This is a genomic window from Streptomyces sp. NPDC020747 (assembly GCF_044334695.1).
In the GTDB taxonomy this organism is placed as follows: domain Bacteria; phylum Actinomycetota; class Actinomycetes; order Streptomycetales; family Streptomycetaceae; genus Streptomyces.
This window is the reverse complement of sequence record NZ_JBIRTJ010000001.1, coordinates 1,184,845-1,208,724: the sequence shown is the minus strand read 5'-3', so window position 1 is coordinate 1,208,724 and position 23,880 is coordinate 1,184,845. Positions and strand designations below refer to the sequence as shown.

The following is a 23,880-nucleotide window of genomic DNA, read 5'->3' as shown; positions in this document are numbered from 1 at the left end:
TCCGTAATACGGAATTTGAAGCTCTCCGCGGGGCGCGACGGGAGCCCGAATCCGACAGCCGAAGCAGGAGTACGCAATGGCTCGTATGACCGCTGCCCGCGCGGCAGTTGAGATCCTCAAGCGTGAGGGCGTCACCAGCGCGTTCGGTGTCCCGGGCGCGGCGATCAACCCCTTCTACGCGGCGCTCAAGGCCTCCGGCGGAATCAGCCACACCCTCGCCCGCCATGTCGAGGGCGCCTCCCACATGGCGGAGGGCTACACCCGCACCGCACCCGGCAACATCGGCGTCTGCATCGGTACGTCAGGGCCCGCGGGCACCGACATGATCACCGGTCTGTACTCCGCGACCGGCGACTCCATCCCGATCCTGTGCATCACGGGCCAGGCCCCGACCGCCGTGATCCACAAGGAGGACTTCCAGGCCGTCGACATCGCCTCGATCGCCAAGCCGGTCGCCAAGATGGCGGTCACCGTGCTGGAGGCCGCCCAGGTCCCGGGCGTCTTCCAGCAGGCCTTCCACCTGATGCGCTCGGCCCGCCCGGGGCCGGTCCTCATCGACCTCCCCATCGACGTCCAGCTGACGGAGATCGAGTTCGACCCCGAGACGTACGAGCCGCTGCCGGTCTACAAGCCGTCCGCGACCCGCGCCCAGGTCGAGAAGGCGATCACGCTCCTGAACGAGTCGGAGCGCCCGCTGATCGTCGCGGGCGGAGGCGTCATCAACGCCGACGCCTCCGAACTCCTCGTGGAGTTCGCCGAGTTGACCGGTACGCCCGTCGTCCCCACCCTCATGGGCTGGGGCATCCTGCCCGACGACCACGAGCTGAACGCCGGCATGGTCGGCCTGCAGACCTCGCACCGCTACGGCAACGCGACCTTCCTGGAGTCCGACTTCGTCCTCGGCATCGGCAACCGCTGGGCCAACCGCCACACCGGCAAGCTGGACGTCTACACGGCGGGCCGGAAGTTCGTGCACGTCGACATCGAGCCCACCCAGATCGGCAAGATCTTCGCCCCGGACTACGGAATCGCCTCCGACGCGAAGGCCGCCCTTGAGCTGTTCGTCGAGGTGGCACGGGAGTTGAAGGCCGCGGGCAGGCTGCCCGACCGCTCCGCGTGGGCCCAGGCCGCGCAGGACAAGAAGGCGACCCTCCAGCGCCGTACGCACTTCGACGACATCCCCATCAAGCCGCAGCGCGTCTACGAGGAGATGAACAAGGCCTTCGGCCCCGAGACCCGGTACGTCACCACCATCGGCCTCTCGCAGATCGCCGGCGCCCAGATGCTGCACGTCTACCGGCCGCGGCACTGGATCAACTGCGGTCAGGCGGGCCCCCTCGGCTGGACCGTCCCGGCCGCGCTGGGTGTGGCCAAGGCCGACCCGGAGGCGCAGGTGGTCGCGCTCTCCGGCGACTACGACTTCCAGTTCATGATCGAGGAGCTGGCCGTCGGGGCCCAGCACCGGATCCCGTACGTCCATGTGCTCGTGAACAACGCCTACTTGGGCCTCATCCGGCAGGCCCAGCGAGGGTTCGACATCGACTTCCAGGTCAACCTGGAGTTCGAGAACCTCAACTCGCCCGAGCTGGGCGTCTACGGCGTCGACCACGTCAAGGTCGTCGAGGGCCTCGGCTGCAAGGCGATCCGCGTCACCGACCCGAACGAGTTGGGTGCCGCCCTCGAACAGGCGAAGAAGCTCGCCGTCGAGTTCCGGGTCCCGGTCGTCGTCGAGGCGATCCTGGAGCGCGTCACCAACATCTCGATGTCCACGACCAACGACATCAGCAACATAGTGGAGTTCGAGGAGATCGCGACCGAGCCGGGCCACGCGCCCACGTCCATCAAGACCCTCAAGGTCTGACCGACCCCTGGGAGAGAGCGGCTCAAGGGGAAGAACCGAGGCCCCCGTCCTGAGGATCCAGGACGGGGGCCTCTCGGCGTGTTCAGTTCGAGCAGCCCCCGCCGCCGCCCGAACGGAATCCGCCGCCCCCGTGCTTCCCCCCGTCTCCGGACGCCCCCGACGTCCGAAGTGCCGTGCGGGACCGGCCGGACCGGGCGACGCCCCGGAGCGGCATCAACGCGAACTTTTCTCGCCCACGCGTTGAAATCAACGTGCTCATACGTCTCACCCCCGTCTCAGGCCAGGCCCGCTGTTCTCCGTACGGGGCCCGCCGCCCCCGTGCCGGCGGGCCCCATGTGCTGAGAATGTGCCCTGAAGCACAGTGAGTTGAAGCCCCCGGAGGCATATTCAGAGGTTGATTTGAGGGTTCCGTATCCGATGTACGCACACAGACGTACACACGCGGACGTTTGTACGGACGTCAGTCGGCCCCGTGGTGCTCCGACAGACCCGGCCAGTCGTCGGGACCCCCGCCCTGCCAGTCGATGATGTCGCTCTCCTCCACCTCGATCTCGTCCAGGTCGGCGAGGCGCAGGATCTCGACGACGTCGTCGAGGTGGTAGGCGACGCCGAGGGTCTCGCTGCCCGCGGTGACCCGGCGCGAGCCGTCCAGCGCCGGAGGGTGCACGACGATGCTGGGAAGGTCCATGCCTCCAGGCTGCTGCGCGGCCGGGGAATCCGCACCCCGAAGGCGACGGGTGTTTCCGCGGACGGCGAAGACTGCCGGGCACGGACGGTCAAGCGCGCCGGGCGCAGACAGAGGACAGCGTGGGTCACGGACGGCGAAGAGCGCCGGGTACGGGACCGTCCGTACCCGGCGCTCTACGCCGTGTGTCTTCGCCGTGTCGAGGTGTTGTCCGGGACCGCGGCGGTCGTGACGGGCCGGGGCCTTCCTTCCCTCAGGTCGGGAAGGGGGCTCCGGGACCTTCACCACCGCACTGGCTCACGTACCGCCGCGGTCCTCGGTCCGCCCGCTCCGCCCGTTGGCAACCCCTCATCCGGGTCCACGGGCTTCGCGGGCGACGCGCCTGGGGTCCGACTCTCCGTCAGACCCGGGGCGCAGCTCGGGAGTTGAACTGGGTGTGGTTCCGGGCGGCGCCACCGCTTGGGCGCGACAGGACAGGTGTCAGCGGTGGCGCCGCCCGGAGGTCTTTGTGGGGCCGGGCGGTCAGACCTGCGCGCCGGAGAGGCGCTCGACCGCGCGCAGCAGCGCGGAGTGGTCCAGGCCGCCGTCGCCCTGGGTCCGCAGCGAGGCGACGAGCTGGGCGACCACGGCACCGACGGGCAGCGCGGCACCGACGTTGCGGGCGGCGTCCGTGACGATGCCCATGTCCTTGTGGTGCAGGTCGATGCGGAAGCCCGGCTTGAAGTCGCGGTTCAGGAAGTTGTCCTTCTTGCGCGTCAGGACGGTGGAGCCGGCGAGGCCGCCGTTCAGGACGTCGAGGGCCGCCTTCAGGTCGACGCCCGACTTCTCCAGGAAGACCACGGCCTCGGCGCACGCCTGGATGTTCACGGCGACGATCAGCTGGTTCGCGGCCTTCACGGTCTGGCCGGAGCCGTGCGGGCCGCACAGCACGATGGTCTTACCGAGCGCTTCGAAGATCGGCTCGGCCTGGTCGAAGTCGGAGTGTTCGCCGCCGACCATGATGGAGAGCACGGCCTCGACCGCCCCGGCCTCACCGCCGGACACCGGTGCGTCCAGGACCCGTATGCCCTTGTCCTTCGCGGCCTTCGCCAGGTCCACGGAGGTCTGCGGGGTGATGGAGGACATGTCGATCAGGAGCGCGCCGGACCTCGCGTTCTCCAGGATCCCGTCGGGCCCGTACGCGATGGCCTCGACCTGCGGGGAGGCGGGCACCATCGTGACCACCACGTCGGCGTCCCGCGCGGCCTCGGCGATCGAGCCGGCCGCGGTGCCGCCGGCGGCGGTGAGCCGGTCCAGCTTGTCCTGCTCCAGGGTGAACCCGGTGACGTCGTAACCGGCCTTGATCAGGTTCTCGGACATGGGGGAGCCCATGATGCCGAGGCCGACCCAGGCGACCTTGGGGAGTGTGCTGCTCATGCGGGTGCCTCTCTGAAAGCTCTTGGTACGTCGATGAGTTGGCGCTCAGCGCGCCGCGCGGGCCTCGGCGGGCAGCCACTCGAAGGCCTCGGCGCTCGGGCGGTCGCCCGGCTTGTACTCCAGGCCGACCCAGCCCTCGTACCCCTGCTTGCGGAGCCGTCCGAGCAGCTCCTCCAGGGGGAGCGAGCCGGTGCCCGGGGCGCCGCGGCCCGGGTTGTCGGCGATCTGGACGTGGCCGGTCTTCGCCGCGTACCGGTCGATCACCGACGGCAGGTCCTCGCCGTTCATCGACAGGTGGTAAAGGTCCATCAGGAACTTGGCGTTGCCGAGCCCGGTCGCCTCGTTGACCTTGTCGACGACGGCGACTCCGGCCGGGGCGGTCACCAGCGGATAGAGCGGCGACTCCGGCTTGTTCAGGGTCTCGATCAGCAGGACCGCGCCGACGCGGTCGGCCGCGCGGGCCGCCAACACCAGGTTCTCCAGGGCGAGTTCGTCCTGCACGGCCGGGTCCACGCCGTCGACGCGGTTGCCGTACAGCGCGTTGAGCGCCTTGCAGCCCAGCGACCGCGCGAAGTCCGCGGCCACGTCGATGTTCGCGCGGAACCGCTCGGACTCCTCGCCGGGGATCGACAGCGCGCCCCGGTCCGGGCCCGGCAGCTGCCCCGCGTAGAAGTTCAGGCCCGTGAGCTGTACGCCCGCGTCCTCGATCGCCTTCTTCAGGGCGTCGAGCTCGGCGCGCTCGGGGGTGGGGGAGTCGACCCAGGGCCACCACAGCTCGACCGCGGTGAAGCCCGCCGCGGCCGCGGCCGCGGGGCGCTCCAGGAGCGGGAGCTCGGTGAAGAGGATCGACAGGTTGACGTTGAAGCGCTGCTCAGCGGCTGCATCCATCGAGAAACCGGGCATGTGGGTCGGCGCTCCCTTCCGTGTCCGAGTAGTTCCGTAATGCGGAAGTTAGTTTCTGCTTTATGGAAAGGCTGCCTGGATCCGGGGGCCTTGTCAAGAGGTGCCGCCGGGAAAAGCGCCCGGACGCGAGGAGGGCCCCGGGCGAATCCGCCCGGGGCCCTCCTCGCGGTGGCGCGGCTGTCAGCCGACGTTCACCGAGTAACTGCTGGAGCTCAGCTTGCCCTTGCCCGTGAACACCTCGGTACCCGCCTCGACGCTGGTCAGGTAGTCGGTGTTCGCCATGAGCCTGCGCTGCACCAGGGCGTTCGCCAGCCCGGTGAGGTCGGTCGAGGCCGCGTTGGTGTTGGTGGCCCGGACGAACGAGAAGACGTTCCAGCTGCTCGTCACCTTGCCGCTGCCGTCCTTGTTGACGATCTTCCCGACGTACAGGTCCCAGGCCGTGCCGCCGACCGTCAGGCGCTCACGCTTGGTGCCCAGCGGCCCGGCGCCGTTCTGCCGGTTGAGCCAGACCATCATCTCGTCGTGCGGCTGGTCCTTCCAGTCGGGGTTGGGCTTCTGGTGGAACCAGAGGTCGTACGAGACGTTCATGACCGTCGGGGTGTTCTGGGTGATGGTGAAGTTCCAGTCCGACGTCACCTTGCGACCGCTGTTGAGCCGGACCGGGAGCCTGGTCTTCGTGTCCTTCCAGCCCCAGTGCCAGCCGAGCACGGCGCTGCCGTACGCCTTGACGCTGGTCCTGTCGCCGGTCCAGTCGAAGGAAGTCTCCCAGTTGACCTTGCCGTTCCGGTAGGAGTTGAGCCAGGTGCACTGCTTGCCGGAGGCGTTCTTCGCGCCCCAGACGTTGTTGTTGAGGTAGTACGGCGAAATGGCGACCGTGTTGAAGGCCGTGCAGGAGTCCGCGGCGCGGGCGGTGGCCGACGGGCGGGCGGTGGTCTCAGGGCGGGCGGTGGCCGCCGGGGCCGTGAGCAGCGGGACCGTCATTGCGGCCGCTCCCGCCAGCGCGACGAGCGGTGTGCGGTACCGGCGTTCGAGTCCGAGCACTGTCTCTCTCCCTTACCTGTAAGTGACGTCGGACGTCCGGTAGATGCAGCTCCTGCCGTCCGGCCCCGAGCCGATCTTGGCCGGCTCCCCGGAGGTCACCCCGCGGAACTTCTGGCAGACCACGATCTTGCGCCCCGGGTCACCCTGGACGGTGATCCGAGTGAGCCGGGCCGTGTCCCCGTACGGGGTGGGGTTGATGCCGACCACGTCCAGGCCGGGGGCCGTGATGGTGACGTTGTCCAGGACGACGTGGCGCTGGTACTGGGTCTTGCAGTTGCCGCAGGAGCGGTAGAGCTTGCCGAAGTTCTCGACCTTGAAGTTGCGGATGACGAACGTGCCGGGGCCGTTGTGCTGGAACACCTTGTCGGCCGCCCTGCGGGCGCCGCCCCCGTCGATCGTCATCGTCTGCGAGCCCTTGGTGCCCTTGAAAGTGGCCGCGTCCTCGCCGACGTCCTCCCACCACACGTTCTTGAGCGTGCAGGTGCCCCGGCAGTGGATGCCGTCGGCGGCCGGGGTGCCGATGATGACGTTGGAGATCGTGGCCCCGTCGGCCAGCTCCAGGACGGGCGGCTGGTTCTCGGCCTGGTCGCCGCCGGCGAGGGCGCCGGTGCCCACGAAGCGCGTGAAGTCGTAGTCCTTGCTGCCGGCGGGGACCTTGATCGTGGCGGGCACCCGCTGGACGCGCTTGGCGGCGGGCCAGTCGGCCGCCGCGGCCGGGGAGGGCCCCGCGACCAGGGTGACGGTGTTCAGTGCGGCGGCCAGCGCGAGGGCGGCGCCGAGCAGGGGGCGGAGTCGTCCCATGGCGCTCTTCACCGTCCCTTCCCTGTGACGTGGAGGGACGCCGGGGCTGACGCGGCCGGGCCGTTCGGCGGCACAAGGGTGCCTGTGCGGAGAATGCGGAGATTCATGGACGAATCGTTATGTGAAGCCGGTCGTCCGCGCACGGCCAGGAGGCCGAACGTGTGTCCCGTGGATCGTCCGGACATTCGACCGGATGTGCCGCGTGGACCGAGTGCGGGTCGGCTAGGGTCGCTTGCGCGCCCACGCTGCCCCCGGATCAGGTGGGCCGGGGAAACGTACAGGCCGGAGCCGATGCCATGGGGGCACAGTGCGACTGAGAGTGGAGTTCACGACCGAGCCCTTCGACCTCGACGAGGCACCGCGGCACGCGCTGGTCGCCCGCGAGGTCATCGAGGCGGCCGAGCTGGACGCCGTGGACGTCGGCCCGTTCGGCAACACCGCGGAGGGCGGCGCGGACTCGGTGCTCACCGCGGTCGACGCGCTGCTGCGCCAGGCCCTGGAGGCCGGCGCCACCCGGGTCTCGCTCCAGGTCAACGTGATCGGGGAGGGGGGCGAGTGACCGGTACCGGGGACGACCCCTTCGTCACGGCCGTGAAGCCACTGGTCGACGCCATGGGCGGCGAGATGCTGCCGCCCGGCCAGGCCGGACCCGACGACGTCGTGCTCTCCTGGGAGGGCGCCGACGTCGTCGCCGTACGGCTGCCCCAGCTCGCCGACTCGCTGGACCACATCCTGGCCGCCCTGGAGCGCAAGCGCGGCAAGCCGCTGGCCGAGCTGGACCGCAAGGCCAAGCAGGAGGTCGTACGGATACTCGAGGCGCGCGGCGCCTTCTCCGTGCGGCACGGCGTGGAGACCGTCGCGAGCGCGCTCGGCGTCAGCCGGTTCACCGTCTACAACTACCTGAACCGCGACAAGGGCGCCTGAGGCGGACGCCAGGGGCGGGAGTCGGGCGCCCGAAGGGAGAGCGGGGCGTCTGACTCGTCATCTGTCGGTGGCGCGCTGTCGATGAGCCTCTGACCTGGTGTGACGTGGTCACGGGCAACCGCCGGGGGTGTCGGCGGAGCACGGCTCGGAGCCCCCTGCTCTCCGCCGCTGTCCGGCATGCGGGCGGCGGTTTCCGCTTCCCGGATTTGTTACCCGGATTTTTCAACAAAGTGTTGACGTAAAGTTTCCGAGGGCGTTAGCTGATCCGCAGCCCGTCCAGCACAAGGCCACGGAGGCTTCCCGTGACTTCGAGTACGACATCCGGCGGCCTCGCCCGTTTCAACGCCCTTGAGGAGCACGCCGCCTACGCCGCCCTCCACGAGGTCTGCGCCTCGGCGGCCTGGGCGCACCGGCTGCTCAGCCGCCGCCCATACAGCACCACCGACCACCTCTTCGTGGAGAGCGACGCCGCCACGGCCGGCCTGACCGACCCGGACCTCGACGAGGCGATGGCGGGCCACCCGCCGATCGGACGCCCGAAGCCCGGGGACCCGACCTCCTCGCGCGAACAGCGCGGCATGGCCGGCGCCTCCGAGGAACTGAAGGCGGAGATGCTCGAACTGAACCTGGCCTACCAGGAGAAGTTCGGCCATGTCTTCCTGATCTGCGCGACCGGCCGCACCGGCGAGCAGATGCGCGACGCGGTCAGGGAACGGATCGGCAACGCGCCCGGGCGGGAGCGCGAGATCGTGCGCACCGAACTGGGAAAGATCAACCGCATCCGGCTCGCCCGACTCGTCGAAGAGGACGCCTGACCATGAGCACGAGCACCACCGCTTCCGTGTCCACGCACATCCTGGACACCAGCGTCGGCCGCCCCGCCGAGGGTGTCGCCGTCCAGCTGGCGGCCCGCACCGGCCGGTCCGGCCACTACGGACAAGGGGGCGACTGGCAGGCGCTCGGCGGCTCCGCGACCGACGCGGACGGCCGGTGCAAGGACCTGCCGGCGCTGCCGGAGGGCACCACACACGTACGGCTCGACTTCGCGGTCGAGGCGTATTTCCTGAAATTCGAGAAGCAGCAAGCCGATGCGCAGCAGGACGCCCCCGCGAACCGGGACAGCGGCAGCGTGGGAGCGTTCTTCCCGGAGGTGGCGATCACGTTCGCCGTCGTGCCGGGCGAGCACTTCCACGTACCGCTGCTGCTCAACCCGTTCGGCTACTCCGTATACCGAGGGAGCTAGCAGACAATGGCAGACAATTCCCGCCCGGCCCGCCCTGTGATGCTGGGACAGAACCAGTACGGCAAGGCCGAGAACCGAGTCGTCAAGATCACGCGGGACGGCGCCACCCACCACATCAAGGACCTGAACGTCTCCGTCGCGCTCTCCGGCGACATGGACGAGGTCCACCTCTCCGGCTCGAACGCCAACGTGCTGCCGACGGACACCACCAAGAACACGGTGTACGCGTTCGCCAAGGAACACGGCATCGAGTCCGCCGAGCAGTTCGGCATCCACCTCGCCCGGCACTTCGTGACGAGCCAGGAGCCGATCAGGACGGCCCGGATCCGCATCGAGGAGTACGCCTGGGAGCGGATCGGGACCTCGGACGCCGACTCCGAGGCCGGCGGCGCCGACGAGGCCAAGCACTCCTTCGTCCGCCAGGGCCAGGAGACCCGCGTCACGCAGATCACGTACGACGGTTCGTCGTGGGAGGTCGTCTCCGGCCTCAAGGACCTGGTCGTGATGAACTCGACCGACTCCGAGTTCTGGGGCTACGTCAAGGACAAGTACACGACGCTCCCCGAGGCGTACGACCGCATCCTGGCCACCCAGGTCTCCGCCCGCTGGCGCTTCAACTGGACCGACGACGAGCAGCGGACGCCCGACTGGGAGAAGTCATACGAGCAGGTGAAGAAGCACATGCTCCAGGCCTTCGCCGAGACGTACTCGCTGTCGCTCCAGCAGACCCTGTACCAGATGGGTGCGCGGATCATCGAGAACCGCAGCGAGATCGACGAGGTCCGTTTCTCCCTCCCCAACAAGCACCATTTCCTTGTGGACCTGGAGCCGTTCGGGCTGAAGAACGAGAACGAGGTGTACTTCGCCGCCGACCGGCCCTACGGGCTGATCGAGGCGACGATCCTGCGGGACGGCTGCGAGCCGAAGATCCCGGTGGACCTCACCAACCTCTGAGCAACTCCCTTTGCGGCACCCGTGGTCCGCCCTCCGGCGCGGGCCACGGTACTCAAATCCCGGGGTCCTGCCGTGCCCATTCCACACAGCGAACAGGACGAACCATGGCAGCAACTCAGCGCATCGTCATCGAGAACTGTTCGATCGCGACCGTCGACGCCGACGACACCGAGTACGCCACGGGTCACCTCGTCGTCGCCGGCAACCGCATCGAGTCGCTCGGCGCGGGCCGGGCCCCCGAGGGCCTGGAGAACGTCGTACGCCGCATCGACGCCTCCGGCCACCTCGTGACCCCCGGCCTCGTCAACACCCACCACCACTTCTACCAGTGGATCACCAGGGGCCTGGCCACCGACCACAACCTCTTCGACTGGCTCGTCGCCCTGTACCCGACCTGGGCGCGCATCGACGAACGCATGACGTACGCGGCCGCCCAGGGCTCGCTCGGCATGATGGCCCGCGGCGGAGTCACCACCGCCATGGACCACCACTACGTCTTCCCGCAGGGTTCCGGCGACCTGTCCGGCTCGATCATCCGGGCCGCGCGCGAGATGGGCGTCCGCTTCACCCTCGCCCGCGGTTCGATGGACCGCAGCGAGAAGGACGGCGGGCTGCCCCCGGACTTCGCCGTCGAGACCCTCGAAGGGGCCCTCGCCGCCACCGAGGCGACGGTCGACGAACACCACGACGCGTCCTTCGGCGCGATGACACAGGTGGCGGTGGCCCCCTGCTCGCCCTTCTCGGTGTCGACCGAACTCCTCAGGCAGGGCGCCGAGTTGGCCCGTCGCAAGGGCGTACGCCTGCACACCCACGGCTCGGAGACGGTCGAGGAGGAGCAGTTCTGCAAGGAGCTGTTCGGGATGGGCCCGACCGACTACTTCGAGTCGACCGGCTGGCTCGGCGAGGACGTGTGGATGGCGCACTGCGTCCACATGAACGACTCCGACATCGCCGCCTTCGCCCGTACGAAGACCGGGGTGGCCCACTGCCCGTCCTCCAACGCCCGTCTGGCGGCCGGGATCGCACGCGTCCCCGACATGCTGGCGGCCGGCGTCCCGGTCGGCCTCGGCGTCGACGGCACCGCGTCGAACGAGTCGGGCGAACTCCACACCGAACTGCGCAACGCCCTGCTGATCAACCGCCTCGGCGCCCACCGCGAGGCCGCGCTCAACGCCCGGCAGGCGCTGCGGCTCGGCACGTACGGCGGCGCCCAAGTCCTGGGCAGGGCAGGGGAGATCGGCTCCCTCGAGGCCGGCAAGCTGGCCGACCTCGTGCTGTGGAACCTGGACACCCTGGCCCACGCGTCGATCGCCGACCCCGTCACCGCCCTCGTCTTCGGCGCCGCGGCGCCGGTCACCGCCTCCTTCGTCAACGGCGAGCAGATCGTGGAGAACAACCGACTGCTGCACGTCGACGAGGACGCCATCGCCCGCTCCACGCGGGCCGAGGCCCAGCGCCTCGCGCGAATCGCCGCGCAGGCCTGACAACCGGCCCGACAGCCGGCCCGACATCTGAAGATCTCCGGTTGAGGGGGACGGCCCTCGGCCGGTGGCCGTGGACCCGAGCGGGGCCCACGGCGACCGTCTCCGGGGCACGCGCATGGACGTGCGCGCGCCCCGGAACGGTCCCCCGCCACGCCCCCGTGACGGGCATCGTCCCGGTCCCTCCCCCACTCTCGGCTTGCCTAATTTTCCTCCCCGGGGGGTACGCTGGTGACGCAGGACCACCACGTCACCAGGGGGGACCATGGCCACCGCAACCGCCACACTCACCGCCCGCGAGATCCTGAGGGTCAGCCAGGACAAGTCCGGTACCGAGCGCAGCATCGACGAGCAGCACGAGGCGAACGGGGCCGCGCTTACCGTCCACGGCATCGCCCTGACGGGCACGCCGTACAGCGACGTAGGCAGCGCGTCCGACTACGCCGGGAAGGCCCGCGACGGCTTCGGGCAGCTTCTGGCCGACCTGGAGTCCGGCGCGTTCGGTGCGGACTGCCTCGCCATGTGGGAGAACTCGCGGGCCTCCCGGCAACCCCGAGAGTGGGTCAAGGTTGCCGACGCATGCCGTGACCGGGGCATCCTGATCTTCATCACCACGCAGCGGCGCAACCCGATGTTCGACCCCCGGGACCCGCGCGACTACGCGGACTTGATCGAAGAAAGCCTGAAGGCCATGCGCGCTTCGGCCGAGACCAGCGAAAGGGTGCTGAGGGCGTTGAACGCGAACCTCAACGACAAGGACGGCGCCAAGCCCCAGGGGCAGATCCCGTTCGGGTACGAGCGCAAGTACGCGATGACCAAGGTCAACGGCAAGACCGCCATGCGGCCGACCGGCCAGAAGTCGGACCCCGAGAAGGCCGCGCTCGTCATCGAGCTGTTCCAGCGGCTCCGGCGGGGGCATGCGTTCCTGGCCATCGCGAGGGACTGGAAGGAGCGCGGCATCAAGAGCCGTCGCGGCAACTTCCTGTCGGCGCAGAACCTCCGCGCGGTGGCCGCGCGGAAGGCGTACATCGGCATCAGGGTCCACGGGGGCGAGGAGTTCCGCGCCGCGTGGCCGAGCATCGCGGACTACCCGGACAGCCCGATGACGCCGGACGAGTTCGAGACGCTCTTCAAGGAGGTTCAGGTCATCCTGGCGGACCCGGGTCGCCAGACCCGGAAGCCGGGCGCCGGACAGCACGCGTACACCGGAACCCTGGTGTGCGATCCCTGCTCGGGACCGCTGAAGGTGGTCAAGGCGGTCAGCTACGAGTGCCGGAACAAGGGCTGCGTGTCCATCAGCAAGGACGACGTGGACCGCTTCCTGACCCGCTTCATCGTCGGTGCCCTCGCCCTGCCGGACACGTACGAGGGACTCTCCCCCGCCGACACCGCAGACGAGGGGCTGAAGGGGGTACGCGGCCAACTGAGCGCGAAGCGGGCGGCCCTGGCGACGTGGGAGGCGGAGGACCCGGAGACCCCCGCAGAGGCACGGCTGATCGGCCGGAAGATCACGAAGCTGGAAGGCGAGATCAAGGTCTTGGAGGTGGAGGAGTCCACGATGGTCCGCCCGAACCCGCTCAGCTCGATGTTCCCGGCGGGGCCGGACGTCGAGGCACGGTGGGCCGCCGCCGACGTGGCCGTCAAGCGGCAGGTGGCCGCGCTGCTGTTGGTCCCCGAGCGGCTCGGAGAGATCCGCGTCCAGCGGAGTCCCAGGCCCGGAGAGAAGGTGCCCGCAGCGGAGCGGCTGACGAGGCGGATGGCCTGACAGGAAAGTTTGTAGGAATACACAAGGGAATTCCACCCCCGATCGGGGGAGAAACGATCAAATTCACCTCTGTGCCACACGTACAGTGGAGTGAAGACCGGCACCCGGACCGCTTATGCGGCTCCGGGTTCCGTGCTTTAGGCCACCTTTTACAAATCAGCAAAGGAGCGGGTGATGGCTAAGAGGCCCATCAGCCTGAAGGACGCCGAATTGCAGCGCCTCCGCGCGGCGGTCGCGCGGAAGGACTGCCCGGAGACGCGGGCCGCGTACCTGCGGGGCCTGGCGGTCCACGCACGGCGCGAGGCCGACCGGCTCGACCGCGAGGCGGATGAATTGCAGCCTGCCTGACACACCCGCGTGGAAGAGGGGCCGGGGGGCCTCATTACCTCGTCCGCGCGGTGCACAACCAACCGAAGAAAAAGGAAGACCACCATGACGCGAGAGATCCGGCATGGACCGAAAGAAAGTCCGCCCCGTGACCAGCGAGGCGGACCAGAAAGCCGAACATGAACCGTACGACCAGAATAGCGCGGAGGCGCGGAAGCTGGCCGAATGGCTGGCCGACACACGGCCGCTCGACGGCGCGACCCTGGCGAAGCTGCGGGCGCTGCTCCCTCGGGAGCGGCGATGACCGCCGAGGGTGCGCCCCTGAAGGGCGCTCTGTGGGCCGCCGAGCGGGGCATGTACGTCCACCCGCTCGACCACCCCGACACTCCTGAGTGCACCGGTGCCCACTCGGAGAAGTTCCCGTGCGACGGACAGCGGGGCAAGCACCCCCGGACCAGGTGGAAGGACGCCTCCACCACGGACCCCGAGCAGATCAAAGCGTGGGCCGCCGACGGGCCGACCAACTTCGGTATCGACACCGGCAAGTCCGGCAAGACCGTGTTCGACGAGGACAAGGCCGGTGAGCTTCAGCGGTACATCGAGGATCATCCCGAGGGCTTCGCGGACGTGTCCTGGGGCTCGCTCCTGGTGAAGACCGGCAAGGGCACGCACCTCTACTACAACGGCAACGGGCTCAAGAACCGGGCCCGCATTCCCGGCTACGAGATCGACGTACGCGGCACCGGCGGGTACGTGGTGTGCCCTGGGTCCAAGCACGCGTCCGGCGTCACGTACGAGCTGCTGAACCCCACGCAGGCGATCCGCCCCGTCCCGGCGGCGTTCGTCAAGGCCGCGCTCAGCAAGGCCGAGGACAAGGCCCCCGGCGACTTCCTCATGCGGGGCGGGGACGGCTTCAACTGGAACACCGTGCTCGAAGACGCGGCGCAGGCCGGGAAGCCCGGCACGGAGGGCAGTCAGCGGGAGTTCCTGATCTCCGCGCTCGGGTCCATGTGGGAGCGCGGCACCCCGTGGGAGATCGGGCGCGTGGTGGCGCAGGAGATCGCCGCGCGGTTCGTCCAGTACAAGGACACCGAGTGGTCCGAGGATCTTGTCGACGGAATCGTCAGTGAGACCTACGACAAGTGGTCCACGGGCGACGAGGAGACCACCGAGGACACGGCTGTCGACGCGATGGTGGCCAAGCTCCTGGACTCCAAGGGGCTCGACGATCTTCCGCTGCCCAGCTACCTGATCAAGGGGTGGCTGACCGAGCGGATGTCCAACCGGCTCAACGGACAGCCCAACACCGGCAAATCACTGGTCGCCCTGGACTGGGCGGGGTGCATCGGCACCGGGACCCCGTGGTACGGCCACAGCGTCCGCCAGGGGCTCGTCATCTACGTCATCGCGGAGGGTGCGGAGGGCTTCAAGAAGCGGAAAAAGGCGTGGGAACTCCACTACGGCAAGGACATGACCGGCGTCATGTTCTACCCGGAGCCGATCCAGGTGCTTGGCCGGTCGAACGGCGATCTGGCCGCGAGCAAGGAGTGGAAGGTCTTCCGCGAGGTGTGCCGTCGGCTGAGCCCTGCCCTGGTGGTGCTCGACACCCAACGCCGCGTCCTGGTGGCCGCCAAGGAGAACGAGAACAGCGACCTGACCAAGGCGGTCGATGTGCTGGACGAGTTGCGCCGGACGTTCAAGCTGGCGTACTTGCTCGTTCACCACCCACCGAAGAACGGCAACGGAGGGTCTGGCGGGGGCGCCATGTGGGGCGCGGTGAACACCGAGTTCGAGACCTCGAAGAAAGGGCGCGGCCTGAGCGCTGAGTTCGCCCTGGAGAACACCAAGGAGAAGGACGACGAGGACGGCGCCGGGATGGCGTTCTGCCTACGGCAGTACGACACCGGATGGGTGGACGAGGACCTGAAGCCCTTCACGTCCGTGGTCCTCGTGCCCGCCGAGGAGACCGGACTCATGGCGCCTACCAAGGAGTCCAACGTCCAGCGGGTCATCCGTGAGCTGGACGAGGCCGGAGCCCCCGCCGACAGCATCCGGGGCACCAAGGCGTGGCTGGCCGTCCACGAGGTGGAGATCAAATGCAAGACCGATGACTTCGGTACGGCCGTCAAGGCACGAAAGCTGAGAGTGAACCCCCCTGCACCCCTCCTAAAGGAGAGGGGTGCAGGGGTTCAGGGGGGGGTGTACCCCTGGTGAACCCCTGGAGGGGTGCAGCTAAGCCGCAGGTCAGGCAGGGGGTGAACCCCTCTGCACCCCGAACCCCTCACGGTCAGGGGTTCACCCCCGAAAACCAAGATCAGGGGTTCACCCTGAGAGAGGTCTCGATCATGGGACGCGAGAAGCCCAACAAGCCCCGCCGACAGCGCAGCCCGGCGGAGATCGCCGCCGCGTACGCCTCCGCGTACCGCTGCTCGGACTGTCACGCCGTCACGACCGTGAGCGCCGTGGAGGGGCGCACGGCGGTTCTGGACACGGTGCACGAACCCGGCTGTCCCGCGCTCGACGGCGTCACGGACATGTGGCCGGACACCCTCGCCGCCATCGGCCGCGTCGCCTCGTGATCAAACCCCGCCGGCATCAACCGCCCCAGGAGACAACATGACCACGCCCATCGACCCCGCCGACGTCGTCGCGAAGGTCATCGCCAACATCCGCGAGGAGCAGGACAAGTTCTTCGCCGCGCTTGCCAAGGACGTGGACGCGCCCGCGTACGTACGCAACTGGCTGGACGGCCAGACCGCGATCGTCACCTCAGTCGATCACATCCGGATCTTGCCGTTCACAGATTGCGGTCCCGATCCCGACGACCCCGACGAGCCGGACGACACCGGCACCGGCCACTACCTCTGAAGAACGCCCGGGGGCGCCCTTCCCCCGGCGGCGGGACACCGGGACTCACACCCGGTGCCCGCCTAGGACAACGGTCACGAAGGGACCGCATCCATGATCACGACTCTAGCCCTGGCCGCCCTCACGGTGGCCGTGCTGTACGCCCGTTACCGGTGGCGGCTCTGGGTCCTCGTCCGCGCGGAGCGCCGGAGAATCGCCGCCGCCGTGGCCGCGCGGTCCCAGTCGGCCCGTAGGCGCCCATGGGCGCAGCGACTGCATGGCCGTATGCCCGAAGCGCTCCTGTGTCGCCTCATGGCCCGTACAGGACCGCCCCGGGGGCGCCTGGTCCGCATCGCGCGGCGCGGCCCCGGTTACGGCCGATTCGAGAAGATCAACCCGGCTCAGCACATCCTCTGTGTCGGCATGACCGGAAGCGGCAAAAGCTCGACCCTCCGCACCCTCGGTGCATGGGCACTCGCCCGCCCGGACTGGGTGGTCGAGATCCTCGACGGAAAGTACGGCGCGTCCGGCGCTCCGTACCTCCGGCACGCCCGGGTGTACGAGGACATCGCGGAGATAGAGGACCGGCTCCGCGATCTTGTCGAGCGCGAACTCCCCGCCCGAGCCCGGATGGCCGACCGGCCGCACCGCGCGGTGATCATCGACGAGTCGCGGATCTTCAATTCCCTCTCCGCGTCCGCCCTCCGCGACCTCGTGACCCTTGTCCAGGAGGGCCGAGAGCTGGGCGTCCATGTGTGGGCTGGGTTGCAAGATCCGAAGACGTCCAGCGTCCCGTCCGAGATCAGGGACCAGTTCTCGTGCCGGTTGGTCCACGCGTTGCAGACCCAGGAAGCGACCGGCGTCGCCCTGAAGGAACTGGCGACCGCCGGTTACGCGGCCCACCGGCTCGACCGCGCCGGACAGCTCTTCGTCCACGAGAAGGGCCGCCGACACCCGGTCCGGCCCGTGTTCGGGCTGTGGCTCGCCCCGGCGGTGCTCGCGTCCACCCCCGGACGCGTGTGCCTGGTCAAGGTGCCGCCGCGCATAGGTGTTGCCCCCGTTGCCCGCGTCCCTGACCTGGGGCAACGCACGCAACGGGCAACGGGCAACACCCCCGTTCCGGACGCGCTCGGCGAGGCGGTCGAGTGCGCGCTGCTCGACGGACCGGCCGGTATACGCGAGATCGCCCGCCGGTCCGGCTGCAACCCCGGATCGGTCTACCGCAAGATCGCTCAACTCACCGCGCGCGGCGTGGTCGAGCCCACGGGCGACGGAACGTACGCCCTCACCACCCCGGAGGAAATGTCATGACGTTCGCCGCCGTACTCGCACTCGCCGTTGTGCTCGCCATCGGACGGCAGCACCGGCTACCGGCCGCCATCGCCGCCGGGTGTGTCCTCGTCATCATGGGCACGCCTCAGGAGTTCATCAATGCGGTCCTGGCCGCCGTGCCGGGCATCACGGGCGTCTGATCTGACGTGCCCCGATGCCGCACACGGAACGACCAGGGCCGTCCTGGGGTGGCTGGGTCCGGCCGCGCGCCCCGTACGTCCCTGGGGTCCGTTGCCGGAATCGCTGTATCGTCTTCTGTAGCAGCCAGTCACGGCCGCGCGTCCGCCCCTGGGGGGCCGTCGGGCACCGTGGCTCCGGCCGGACGAACACCGATGAAGCCCGGGTAGGGCATCGGATCTCCACCGGGATGCGGCGAGACACCACTACGCCAACTCCGGAGACACCCATGTCTGCACCCCCGTTCGACCCCTGGACCGCTTCCGTCGAGCAGATCGACGCCCACATCGCCGCCGCGTCCACTCCCGAGCTGATGGACGACATGCGCGAGATCGACAACCGCTCCGGTGGCACCGACCTCGCGGGCTCCGTGTCGGTGTTCTACAACCGTGCTCACGACAAGGTCATGCAGGACCTCAACCGGCTTCAGCGGCGCGCTCGTGAGGGCGTGGCGGAGGCCGGTACCCCTTTCGGCGGGGGTACCTCTGACCGCCCCTGGCAGGCCCGGGGCCAGGGGTACGACCGCGCCATGAGGACCGTCGAGGCTGCCACCCGGCGCGGCCTCCCGGCGTACAGCGCGGAACGCGTCGAGACTCTCCTGAACACCGGCCGACCGCAGGAACGCAACCTCGCGGGCCGGTGGGCCGTGGCCGCCGGTGACGCCGCGTACGAGTCCGCGTTCGCCCGTCTCCTCGCGGACCCTCAGCGTGGCCACATGCTCTGGACGCCGGAGGAGCACAACGCCTTCCAGCGGGCTTCCGGGGTGCACGACGAGCTGCGTGCGCTCAGCACGGCCGATGCAGGGGGCGGGTACATGATCCCCCTGACGCTCGACCCCGCGATCATCCTCACGAACGACGGGTCGACCAACCCGCTGAGGGCAATCTCCCGGGTGGTGCAGACGACCACGAACGCCTGGAAGGGCGTGACGAGCGCCGGAACGACCGCAGAATGGAAAGCCGAGGCTGCGGAAGCAGCGGAGCCCGCGCTCACGGTGGGTCAGCCGGACATCCCGGTGCACTTCGGGGACGTGTTCTCCCGGTACTCCTTCGAGGTGGGCATGGACGCTGTGGATCTCCTGGGTCAGCTCCGGGTGGTCCTGGCCGACGCTGCCGGGCAGCTCATGAACACCGCGTACACAACTGGTCCTGGGACCACGGCCCCCAAGGGACTCGTCACGGCTCTCGCGGGTACCGCATCGGAGATCAACACGACCGGCACGGAAGCCATCGTGGCGAGTGACGCGTACGCGTTGCAGAACGCGCTAGGCGCTCGATTTCAAGCGAAGGCCCAATGGATGGCTCACCTCTCGACCATCAACGTCTTCAGGCAGTTCGAGACTGGTTCGGGTGCGCTGAAGTTCCCTGACCTGCACGGCAATCCGCCGCGTCTGCTCGGACGGACCATGAACGAAAACAGCAACATGGACGGCTCGATCAACGCTGCGGCCACGGCCAACAACTACGTGTTGATCTACGGACAGTTCGATCAATTCGTGATCGTGGACCGTATCGGATCTTCCGTGGAACTGATCCAGAACCTCCTCGGATCAAACCGCAGGCCGACGGCTGAGCGTGGAGTGTTCCTGTACTTCCGCACAGGCAGTGACGTCACCAACGCTGCGGCCTTCCGGATGCTCGATGTGCCCACCACCGCATGATCGCTAGGCCACTGGCCTAGCGATCAAGAGACGCCGACGATCACCGCGCTGAGGATGCCTTCTGGGGACGCGGTGATCGTCGGTCTTTGCTGTGCAAATTGCAGATGAACCATGCTGCTGTTTGATCATGCGTTTTGCTTCAGCAAAGTCAGGCCGGAGATCATCTTTACATGATCGCGGGGTGAGCTGGGCGGATAGTCGCAGGTCAGGGGACCGGGTGGGGGGCACGGGTGATCACGTACCGCGAGGCCCACCCACCCCAGACGCACCTACCGGCCGCATAACCCTCCGAAGTTGCAGGAGGCTTCGCATAAAGAATCATGCCAAACATGCAGGTCAGGGACATGATCAAAGCATCTGGGATCAGCGGTGAGCAAATTACTGCAAATCGTGATCAAGGCTCCGAGGTGGTGCAAAGACTGCAAATCGATCAAGGCTACGCTGGCCGTGGCGAGATCCGTTCTGGCGGGTCCGGATCTCCGGTGCCGTTCCGGGGTCGAGCCCTCTGATCTGCTCCCCCGGGACGGCGTTCCATATGTCCCCTGGTTCGTAGCACTTGTCCAGGACAAGGTGCCCCTTGGAGAGGACAAGTGCTACGAACCCCCGGACGCATACGGAGTGACGCGTTCCGGTCGGGGACATTGCCTGGTCAGCGGCGGTGACACTCGCAGGTGCAGCGCCGGACGAGCAGGATCCCGAACGAGTGCGGCAGCGGGACATCCTCGGTCTGGCGGCACCAGCGGTGAAGGACCTTGTGGTCCGGCCGCTGCGCGACCGCACACTCGGGGGACATGGTCTCCGTGTCCCGCACGGGGACGCTCACCGCACGGCCACCTTCGCGCCCCGGTGCTCGGGACACCGGCAGGGCGGATATGCGATCACGCTGTCCTGGAGCCGCTCGGGATCCCCGGCGCCGACCTCGTACCGGGGGACAAGATCCGTCCGCCGCCCGTCCCGGTCGATCTTGTACACCTCGATGGTCATCACGAGCGCCCCGCTTCCCTCGCCCCGCTCATTGGTTACACAATGTCGCCGGAATGTCGCCCTGCGCGGCGGCAAAGAGGGCGTCATTTAGGCGTTATTCGAGGCGACATTTCGGCGTCATGGCGCGTACGGTGAACCGTATGAGCACTCCGAACAGCGCACTGCGAGCGGTCCGTATGGGGCTGCTCATGTCTCAGGACGACTTCGCCCGCGCGATCCGGGAAGCCGGAACCCGCGCAGGCCAGCCCAACGATGCGAACAAGCGGCTCGTTCAGCGGTGGGAGGCCGGAACCACGGCCGCACCGCGACCGGTCTACGCCCGCGCTCTGGAAGCCGTCACCGGCCTGCCGATCGAGTCCCTCGGCTTCGCCCCCGTGCCCATGGCGCGCGTGTCCGACGACGGGCACGGCGGTCACGACCTGGTGGACAGCCCGACCGGTGTCCCCGTGGCCAACGGCGCCCCTGCACCCCAGACGGCCCCGCGCGGGAACCACACCGGGGTGTGGCTGTCCCGGTACGAGTTCGTCTCGTCCGGCCGGGGCAACGACGTGTTCGTGGGGCTGCATCACGTGGTGCTGCTCCAGCACGGCAACCGGCTGACCGGCCGCAGTCTGCCGAACGCGTCGGTGAACCCGGACTCGCCGCTGACCCTTGATCTCCAGATCGAGGGCAACGTGGTCACCGGCACGTGGACCGAGCAGACCGCGACCGAGGGCTACTACCGGGGAGCGCGGTACTTCGGGGCGCTCCAGATGATCGTGGAGCCGACCGGCCGCCGCATGGCCGGGAAGTGGGCCGGATTCGGCAAGGACCACGACGTGAACACCGGCCCGTGGGAGCTGCGGTTCCTGGACGCCGACACCGGCAAGGCCACGCTCGACCGGTACAACCGGCCGCCGGAGGCGTGATCAGGTAACGGTCCCCCCACAGAAGGCAAATCACCTTCGCTCGAGCGGGGGGACCCCCATGACCGCGCCCCACCTCCCTGAAACCCACGTCAACGCCGACGTGCAACCGACCGGAGGAGCCGCCGTGGCCGCCCAGCCCACGTCAAGCAGTACGGACGCAGTTCCAACTCACGCACACAAACACCCAGTTGACGAGATACTTCCCGCGCTGAAGATGGCGACCAGTGGTCTGCAGCACGTGGCCGCCATGTACGCGGGCGTCGTCGCCCCGCCCCTGATCGTCGGCGCGGCCGTGGGCCTGACCGCGACCGAACTGACCTTCCTCACCGGCGCCTGCCTGTTCACCGCGGGCCTCGCCACCTTCCTCCAGACCCTCGGGATCTGGAGGATCGGCGCCCGGCTGCCGTTCGTCAACGGAGTCACCTTCGCCGGAGTCGCCCCGATGATCGCCGTCGTCAACTCCACCGACGACAAGAGCGACGCGCTGCCGGTCATCTTCGGCGCGGTCATCGTCGCCGGTGTACTCGGCTTCTTCGCCGCCCCGTTCTTCAGCAAGGCGGTCCGCTTCTTCCCGCCCGTCGTCACCGGCACGGTCATCACGCTCATCGGCATATCCCTGATGCCGGTCGCCTTCGGCTGGGCGCAGGGCCCCAACCCCGTTGCGGACGACTACGGTTCGATGACCAACCTGGGCCTGGCGGGCGCGACCCTCGTCATCGTCCTGCTCCTGCGCCGCTTCACCCGCGGCTTCGTCAAACAGATCGCCGTGCTGCTCGGCCTGGTCGTCGGCACGCTCGTCGCCATCCCCTTCGGCGCCACCGACTTCGGCCCGGTGGCCGACGCGGCCGTCGTCGGCTTCCCCACGCCGTTCCACTTCGGTGCCCCGCAGTTCCAGCTCGCCGCGATCCTCTCGATGTGCGTGGTCATGGTGGTCTCGATGACCGAATCGACCGCGGACATGCTGGCGTTGGGGGAGATCGTTGAGCGCCCCGCCGACGAGAGGACCATCGCGGCGGGCCTGCGCGCCGACACCCTCGGCTCCGCCCTCAGCCCGCTCTTCAACGGCTTCATGTGCAGCGCCTTCGCCCAGAACATCGGCCTGGTCGCCATGACGAGGATCCGCAGCCGGTACGTCGTCGCCACGGGCGGCGGTTTCCTCGTCCTGATGGGCCTGTGCCCGATGGCCGCCTCGCTCATCGCCGTCGTACCCCGCCCCGTGCTCGGCGGCGCGGGCGTGGTGCTGTTCGGCTCGGTCGCCGCGAGCGGCATCCAGACCCTCGTCAAGGCGGGCCTGGAGAAGGACAACAACGTCCTGATCGTGGCGGTCTCGCTGGCCGTCGGCATCATCCCGATCACGGCGCCGGAGTTCTACCACGCGTTCCCGGAGACCGCGAAGATCATCTTGGACTCGGGGATCTCGACGGGGTGTGTGGCGGCGGTCGCCCTGAACCTCGTCTTCAACCACCTCGGCGGTGGACGCGCGGCAGACGACGAGGTGACGGCACCGATGGACCCGCAGCCGGCGTCGGTCCACTGACATCCGGACAGGCAGGGCGCGGCACGTCATGCGTGCCGCGCCCTTGGGTGTTTGGTCAGATGTTCAGCAGGTGGTGGATGCGTTCAGCCGGTGGGGTCAGCCGATGTGGTAGCTGTCCCCGTAGACCTGCCAGTCCAGGGGCGGATCCAGGTTCCGGTTCCGGTTCCTGAGGAAGACGCGCTGTGCGGTGTCCACCCGGCTGGTGTCCTCGTGGGCCTCCTCCTGCTTCATCGCCCACACCCGGGCGTCGAGGAAGGCGTTGAGGTACGTCACCTCGTCGCCGCCCTGCGCCGGGGGCCTGGCCCGGCCGAGCGCCCGCCTGCGGATGCTGCTGAAACTCGTACTGTCGCCGCCGTCGCCGTGCATCACGATGGCGTCGTAGTACGCGAACTGGCCGAGCGTGCCGATGCCGTCGGCCTTGCCCCGCCCGACCGCGGGGTTGAAGTAGACCCGGTCACGCTCGTCGTTCTGGGCCTGGCGGAACGCCTCGTCCTGGGCGGCCCGGCGCCAGGCGTCCGGGTATCCGGGGTCGAGGCCCTCGTGGGAGTCGGTGCCGTCCACGCGACGCAGGGCCGGCAGGTACCCGGCCAGCACGTTGCCCGGCCTGCGCCGCGCGTACAGCTCGACGAGGTCGAGCATGTCGCCCGTACCGGAGCAGAAACCGATGATCCCGGCCGTGTAGCCGCGGCCGTCGCCGATGTCCTCGATGTACTTGTACTGCGCCTTCCAGTCCAGCGAGGAGTTCTCCGCGCTGGAGACCAGTTTCATGGCGATCTCCTTCTTCGCCGGGTCGTCGAGGCCGGCCGGCGCGGCACTCGCGGACTTGGTGGCGATGACGGGACCTGCCACCAGGGATGCTCCGATCAGCGCGAGAAGAGTTCGTCGCGAGGAGCGTATGTGGGGGGTGTGCACGGGGACCTCCAGTGGGGGTGGGAGTCGTTCGTCCGTACTGTTAGGAAAGTTTCCTACCAGAGATTCGGAGTGACGTATACCCGTCAAGGAGGTGTCGGTTGTGGAGGAGCCGAGGTCGTACC

The 23,880-nt window shown here is 68.7% G+C and carries 26 protein-coding genes; 18 read left to right on the top strand and 8 right to left on the bottom strand.

What is annotated here, in order from left to right:
* Nucleotides 1-76: 76 nt before the first annotated feature.
* A complete protein-coding gene (gcl, locus tag ACH4YP_RS04955; RefSeq protein ID WP_361069906.1) occupies nt 77-1,861 on the top strand; it encodes a glyoxylate carboligase in 1,785 nt (594 codons plus the stop codon).
* Nucleotides 1,862-2,321: 460 nt separating this feature from the next.
* Here the strand turns inward: gcl and ACH4YP_RS04950 are convergent, their stop codons facing one another.
* The 5 genes from ACH4YP_RS04950 to ACH4YP_RS04930 all read right to left on the bottom strand — a co-directional run bounded on the left by ACH4YP_RS04950 (nt 2,322) and on the right by ACH4YP_RS04930 (nt 6,707).
* A complete protein-coding gene (locus ACH4YP_RS04950) occupies nt 2,322-2,549 on the bottom strand; it encodes a hypothetical protein (RefSeq protein ID WP_398489384.1) in 228 nt (75 codons plus the stop codon).
* A 519-nt stretch (nt 2,550-3,068) separates the two neighbouring features.
* Complete coding sequence (locus tag ACH4YP_RS04945) at nt 3,069-3,962, bottom strand: 2-hydroxy-3-oxopropionate reductase (RefSeq protein ID WP_398489383.1); 894 nt, start codon at nt 3,960-3,962, stop codon at nt 3,069-3,071.
* 45 nt (nt 3,963-4,007) lie between these two features.
* On the bottom strand, nt 4,008-4,865 hold the full coding sequence (locus tag ACH4YP_RS04940) for a TIM barrel protein (RefSeq protein ID WP_361069916.1): 858 nt from the start codon (nt 4,863-4,865) through the stop codon (nt 4,008-4,010).
* 180 nt (nt 4,866-5,045) lie between these two features.
* Nucleotides 5,046-5,906, bottom strand: coding sequence for an endo-1,4-beta-glucanase (locus ACH4YP_RS04935; protein WP_398489382.1), 861 nt, complete (start codon nt 5,904-5,906; stop codon nt 5,046-5,048).
* Nucleotides 5,907-5,918: 12 nt separating this feature from the next.
* Complete coding sequence (locus tag ACH4YP_RS04930; RefSeq protein ID WP_361069922.1) at nt 5,919-6,707, bottom strand: pectate lyase; 789 nt, start codon at nt 6,705-6,707, stop codon at nt 5,919-5,921.
* Between the two features lie 307 nt (nt 6,708-7,014).
* Between ACH4YP_RS04930 and ACH4YP_RS04925 the strand changes: the two genes are divergently transcribed.
* From ACH4YP_RS04925 to ACH4YP_RS04855, 15 genes are all read left to right on the top strand, one after another.
* Nucleotides 7,015-7,266: a hypothetical protein gene (locus ACH4YP_RS04925; RefSeq protein ID WP_143641959.1), complete on the top strand. Its 252-nt coding sequence runs from the start codon at nt 7,015-7,017 to the stop codon at nt 7,264-7,266.
* Nucleotides 7,263-7,631 (top strand): helix-turn-helix domain-containing protein, encoded by a 369-nt coding sequence (locus tag ACH4YP_RS04920; RefSeq protein WP_361069924.1) that lies wholly within the window; start codon nt 7,263-7,265, stop codon nt 7,629-7,631. The genes ACH4YP_RS04925 and ACH4YP_RS04920 overlap by 4 nt, the downstream gene beginning before the upstream one ends.
* A 302-nt stretch (nt 7,632-7,933) precedes the next feature.
* A complete protein-coding gene (uraD, locus tag ACH4YP_RS04915; protein WP_398489381.1) occupies nt 7,934-8,446 on the top strand; it encodes a 2-oxo-4-hydroxy-4-carboxy-5-ureidoimidazoline decarboxylase in 513 nt (170 codons plus the stop codon).
* 2 nt (nt 8,447-8,448) lie between these two features.
* Nucleotides 8,449-8,874, top strand: coding sequence for a hydroxyisourate hydrolase (gene uraH, locus ACH4YP_RS04910; protein WP_398489380.1), 426 nt, complete (start codon nt 8,449-8,451; stop codon nt 8,872-8,874).
* Nucleotides 8,875-8,880: 6 nt separating this feature from the next.
* A complete protein-coding gene (pucL, locus tag ACH4YP_RS04905; protein ID WP_398489379.1) occupies nt 8,881-9,828 on the top strand; it encodes a factor-independent urate hydroxylase in 948 nt (315 codons plus the stop codon).
* 104 nt (nt 9,829-9,932) lie between these two features.
* Nucleotides 9,933-11,312, top strand: a complete 1,380-nt coding sequence (locus ACH4YP_RS04900) for an 8-oxoguanine deaminase (protein WP_398489377.1) — start codon at nt 9,933-9,935, stop codon at nt 11,310-11,312.
* A 262-nt stretch (nt 11,313-11,574) separates the two neighbouring features.
* The gene (locus ACH4YP_RS04895; protein WP_398489375.1) at nt 11,575-13,074 is read left to right on the top strand and encodes a recombinase family protein; all 1,500 of its coding nucleotides are present in this window, start codon (nt 11,575-11,577) and stop codon (nt 13,072-13,074) included.
* A 174-nt stretch (nt 13,075-13,248) separates the two neighbouring features.
* The gene (locus ACH4YP_RS04890; protein WP_398489373.1) at nt 13,249-13,422 is read left to right on the top strand and encodes a hypothetical protein; all 174 of its coding nucleotides are present in this window, start codon (nt 13,249-13,251) and stop codon (nt 13,420-13,422) included.
* Nucleotides 13,423-13,525: 103 nt separating this feature from the next.
* Nucleotides 13,526-13,705, top strand: a complete 180-nt coding sequence (locus tag ACH4YP_RS04885; RefSeq protein ID WP_398489372.1) for a hypothetical protein — start codon at nt 13,526-13,528, stop codon at nt 13,703-13,705.
* Nucleotides 13,702-15,615: an AAA family ATPase gene (locus ACH4YP_RS04880; RefSeq protein WP_398489371.1), complete on the top strand. Its 1,914-nt coding sequence runs from the start codon at nt 13,702-13,704 to the stop codon at nt 15,613-15,615. Before ACH4YP_RS04885 ends, ACH4YP_RS04880 begins: the two co-directional genes overlap by 4 nt.
* A 131-nt stretch (nt 15,616-15,746) precedes the next feature.
* Nucleotides 15,747-15,980, top strand: coding sequence for a hypothetical protein (locus tag ACH4YP_RS04875; protein WP_398489370.1), 234 nt, complete (start codon nt 15,747-15,749; stop codon nt 15,978-15,980).
* 37 nt (nt 15,981-16,017) lie between these two features.
* Nucleotides 16,018-16,269: a hypothetical protein gene (locus ACH4YP_RS04870; RefSeq protein WP_398489369.1), complete on the top strand. Its 252-nt coding sequence runs from the start codon at nt 16,018-16,020 to the stop codon at nt 16,267-16,269.
* A 93-nt stretch (nt 16,270-16,362) separates the two neighbouring features.
* The gene (locus tag ACH4YP_RS04865; RefSeq protein WP_398489367.1) at nt 16,363-17,559 is read left to right on the top strand and encodes a hypothetical protein; all 1,197 of its coding nucleotides are present in this window, start codon (nt 16,363-16,365) and stop codon (nt 17,557-17,559) included.
* On the top strand, nt 17,556-17,720 hold the full coding sequence (locus ACH4YP_RS04860; RefSeq protein WP_398489366.1) for a hypothetical protein: 165 nt from the start codon (nt 17,556-17,558) through the stop codon (nt 17,718-17,720). Before ACH4YP_RS04865 ends, ACH4YP_RS04860 begins: the two co-directional genes overlap by 4 nt.
* Before the next feature lie 266 nt (nt 17,721-17,986).
* Nucleotides 17,987-19,417, top strand: coding sequence for a phage major capsid protein (locus ACH4YP_RS04855; protein WP_398489364.1), 1,431 nt, complete (start codon nt 17,987-17,989; stop codon nt 19,415-19,417).
* Nucleotides 19,418-20,066: 649 nt separating this feature from the next.
* Here the strand turns inward: ACH4YP_RS04855 and ACH4YP_RS04850 are convergent.
* Entirely contained in the window at nt 20,067-20,240 is a 174-nt protein-coding gene (locus ACH4YP_RS04850) for a hypothetical protein (RefSeq protein WP_398489362.1), read from the bottom strand.
* Nucleotides 20,237-20,401: a hypothetical protein gene (locus ACH4YP_RS04845; protein ID WP_398489361.1), complete on the bottom strand. Its 165-nt coding sequence runs from the start codon at nt 20,399-20,401 to the stop codon at nt 20,237-20,239. Before ACH4YP_RS04845 ends, ACH4YP_RS04850 begins: the two co-directional genes overlap by 4 nt.
* Nucleotides 20,402-20,541: 140 nt before the next feature.
* On the opposite strand from ACH4YP_RS04845, the gene ACH4YP_RS04840 reads away from it, so the two are divergent.
* Together ACH4YP_RS04840 and ACH4YP_RS04835 are read left to right on the top strand one after the other, a co-directional pair.
* A complete protein-coding gene (locus ACH4YP_RS04840) occupies nt 20,542-21,309 on the top strand; it encodes an XRE family transcriptional regulator (RefSeq protein ID WP_398489359.1) in 768 nt (255 codons plus the stop codon).
* A gap of 214 nt (nt 21,310-21,523) precedes the next feature.
* The gene (locus ACH4YP_RS04835) at nt 21,524-22,846 is read left to right on the top strand and encodes a nucleobase:cation symporter-2 family protein (RefSeq protein ID WP_398489358.1); all 1,323 of its coding nucleotides are present in this window, start codon (nt 21,524-21,526) and stop codon (nt 22,844-22,846) included.
* 96 nt (nt 22,847-22,942) lie between these two features.
* Here the strand turns inward: ACH4YP_RS04835 and ACH4YP_RS04830 are convergent, their stop codons facing one another.
* A complete protein-coding gene (locus tag ACH4YP_RS04830; RefSeq protein WP_398489356.1) occupies nt 22,943-23,758 on the bottom strand; it encodes a chitosanase in 816 nt (271 codons plus the stop codon).
* Nucleotides 23,759-23,880 lie beyond the last annotated feature (122 nt).

What these genes read in the sequence shown, in the direction of transcription:
- gcl (WP_361069906.1), top strand. Translation starts at nt 77, where the DNA reads ATGGCTCGTATGACCGCTGCCCGCGCGGCAGTTGAGATCCTCAAGCGT.
- ACH4YP_RS04950 (WP_398489384.1), bottom strand. Translation starts at nt 2,549, where the DNA reads ATGGACCTTCCCAGCATCGTCGTGCACCCTCCGGCGCTGGACGGCTCG.
- ACH4YP_RS04945 (WP_398489383.1), bottom strand. Translation starts at nt 3,962, where the DNA reads ATGAGCAGCACACTCCCCAAGGTCGCCTGGGTCGGCCTCGGCATCATG.
- ACH4YP_RS04940 (WP_361069916.1), bottom strand. Translation starts at nt 4,865, where the DNA reads ATGCCCGGTTTCTCGATGGATGCAGCCGCTGAGCAGCGCTTCAACGTC.
- ACH4YP_RS04930 (WP_361069922.1), bottom strand. Translation starts at nt 6,707, where the DNA reads ATGGGACGACTCCGCCCCCTGCTCGGCGCCGCCCTCGCGCTGGCCGCC.
- uraH (WP_398489380.1), top strand. Translation starts at nt 8,449, where the DNA reads ATGAGCACGAGCACCACCGCTTCCGTGTCCACGCACATCCTGGACACC.
- pucL (WP_398489379.1), top strand. Translation starts at nt 8,881, where the DNA reads ATGGCAGACAATTCCCGCCCGGCCCGCCCTGTGATGCTGGGACAGAAC.
- ACH4YP_RS04900 (WP_398489377.1), top strand. Translation starts at nt 9,933, where the DNA reads ATGGCAGCAACTCAGCGCATCGTCATCGAGAACTGTTCGATCGCGACC.
- ACH4YP_RS04895 (WP_398489375.1), top strand. Translation starts at nt 11,575, where the DNA reads ATGGCCACCGCAACCGCCACACTCACCGCCCGCGAGATCCTGAGGGTC.
- ACH4YP_RS04890 (WP_398489373.1), top strand. Translation starts at nt 13,249, where the DNA reads ATGGCTAAGAGGCCCATCAGCCTGAAGGACGCCGAATTGCAGCGCCTC.
- ACH4YP_RS04885 (WP_398489372.1), top strand. Translation starts at nt 13,526, where the DNA reads ATGGACCGAAAGAAAGTCCGCCCCGTGACCAGCGAGGCGGACCAGAAA.
- ACH4YP_RS04880 (WP_398489371.1), top strand. Translation starts at nt 13,702, where the DNA reads ATGACCGCCGAGGGTGCGCCCCTGAAGGGCGCTCTGTGGGCCGCCGAG.
- ACH4YP_RS04875 (WP_398489370.1), top strand. Translation starts at nt 15,747, where the DNA reads ATGGGACGCGAGAAGCCCAACAAGCCCCGCCGACAGCGCAGCCCGGCG.
- ACH4YP_RS04870 (WP_398489369.1), top strand. Translation starts at nt 16,018, where the DNA reads ATGACCACGCCCATCGACCCCGCCGACGTCGTCGCGAAGGTCATCGCC.
- ACH4YP_RS04865 (WP_398489367.1), top strand. Translation starts at nt 16,363, where the DNA reads ATGATCACGACTCTAGCCCTGGCCGCCCTCACGGTGGCCGTGCTGTAC.
- ACH4YP_RS04860 (WP_398489366.1), top strand. Translation starts at nt 17,556, where the DNA reads ATGACGTTCGCCGCCGTACTCGCACTCGCCGTTGTGCTCGCCATCGGA.
- ACH4YP_RS04855 (WP_398489364.1), top strand. Translation starts at nt 17,987, where the DNA reads ATGTCTGCACCCCCGTTCGACCCCTGGACCGCTTCCGTCGAGCAGATC.
- ACH4YP_RS04845 (WP_398489361.1), bottom strand. Translation starts at nt 20,401, where the DNA reads ATGACCATCGAGGTGTACAAGATCGACCGGGACGGGCGGCGGACGGAT.
- ACH4YP_RS04840 (WP_398489359.1), top strand. Translation starts at nt 20,542, where the DNA reads ATGAGCACTCCGAACAGCGCACTGCGAGCGGTCCGTATGGGGCTGCTC.
- ACH4YP_RS04835 (WP_398489358.1), top strand. Translation starts at nt 21,524, where the DNA reads ATGGCGACCAGTGGTCTGCAGCACGTGGCCGCCATGTACGCGGGCGTC.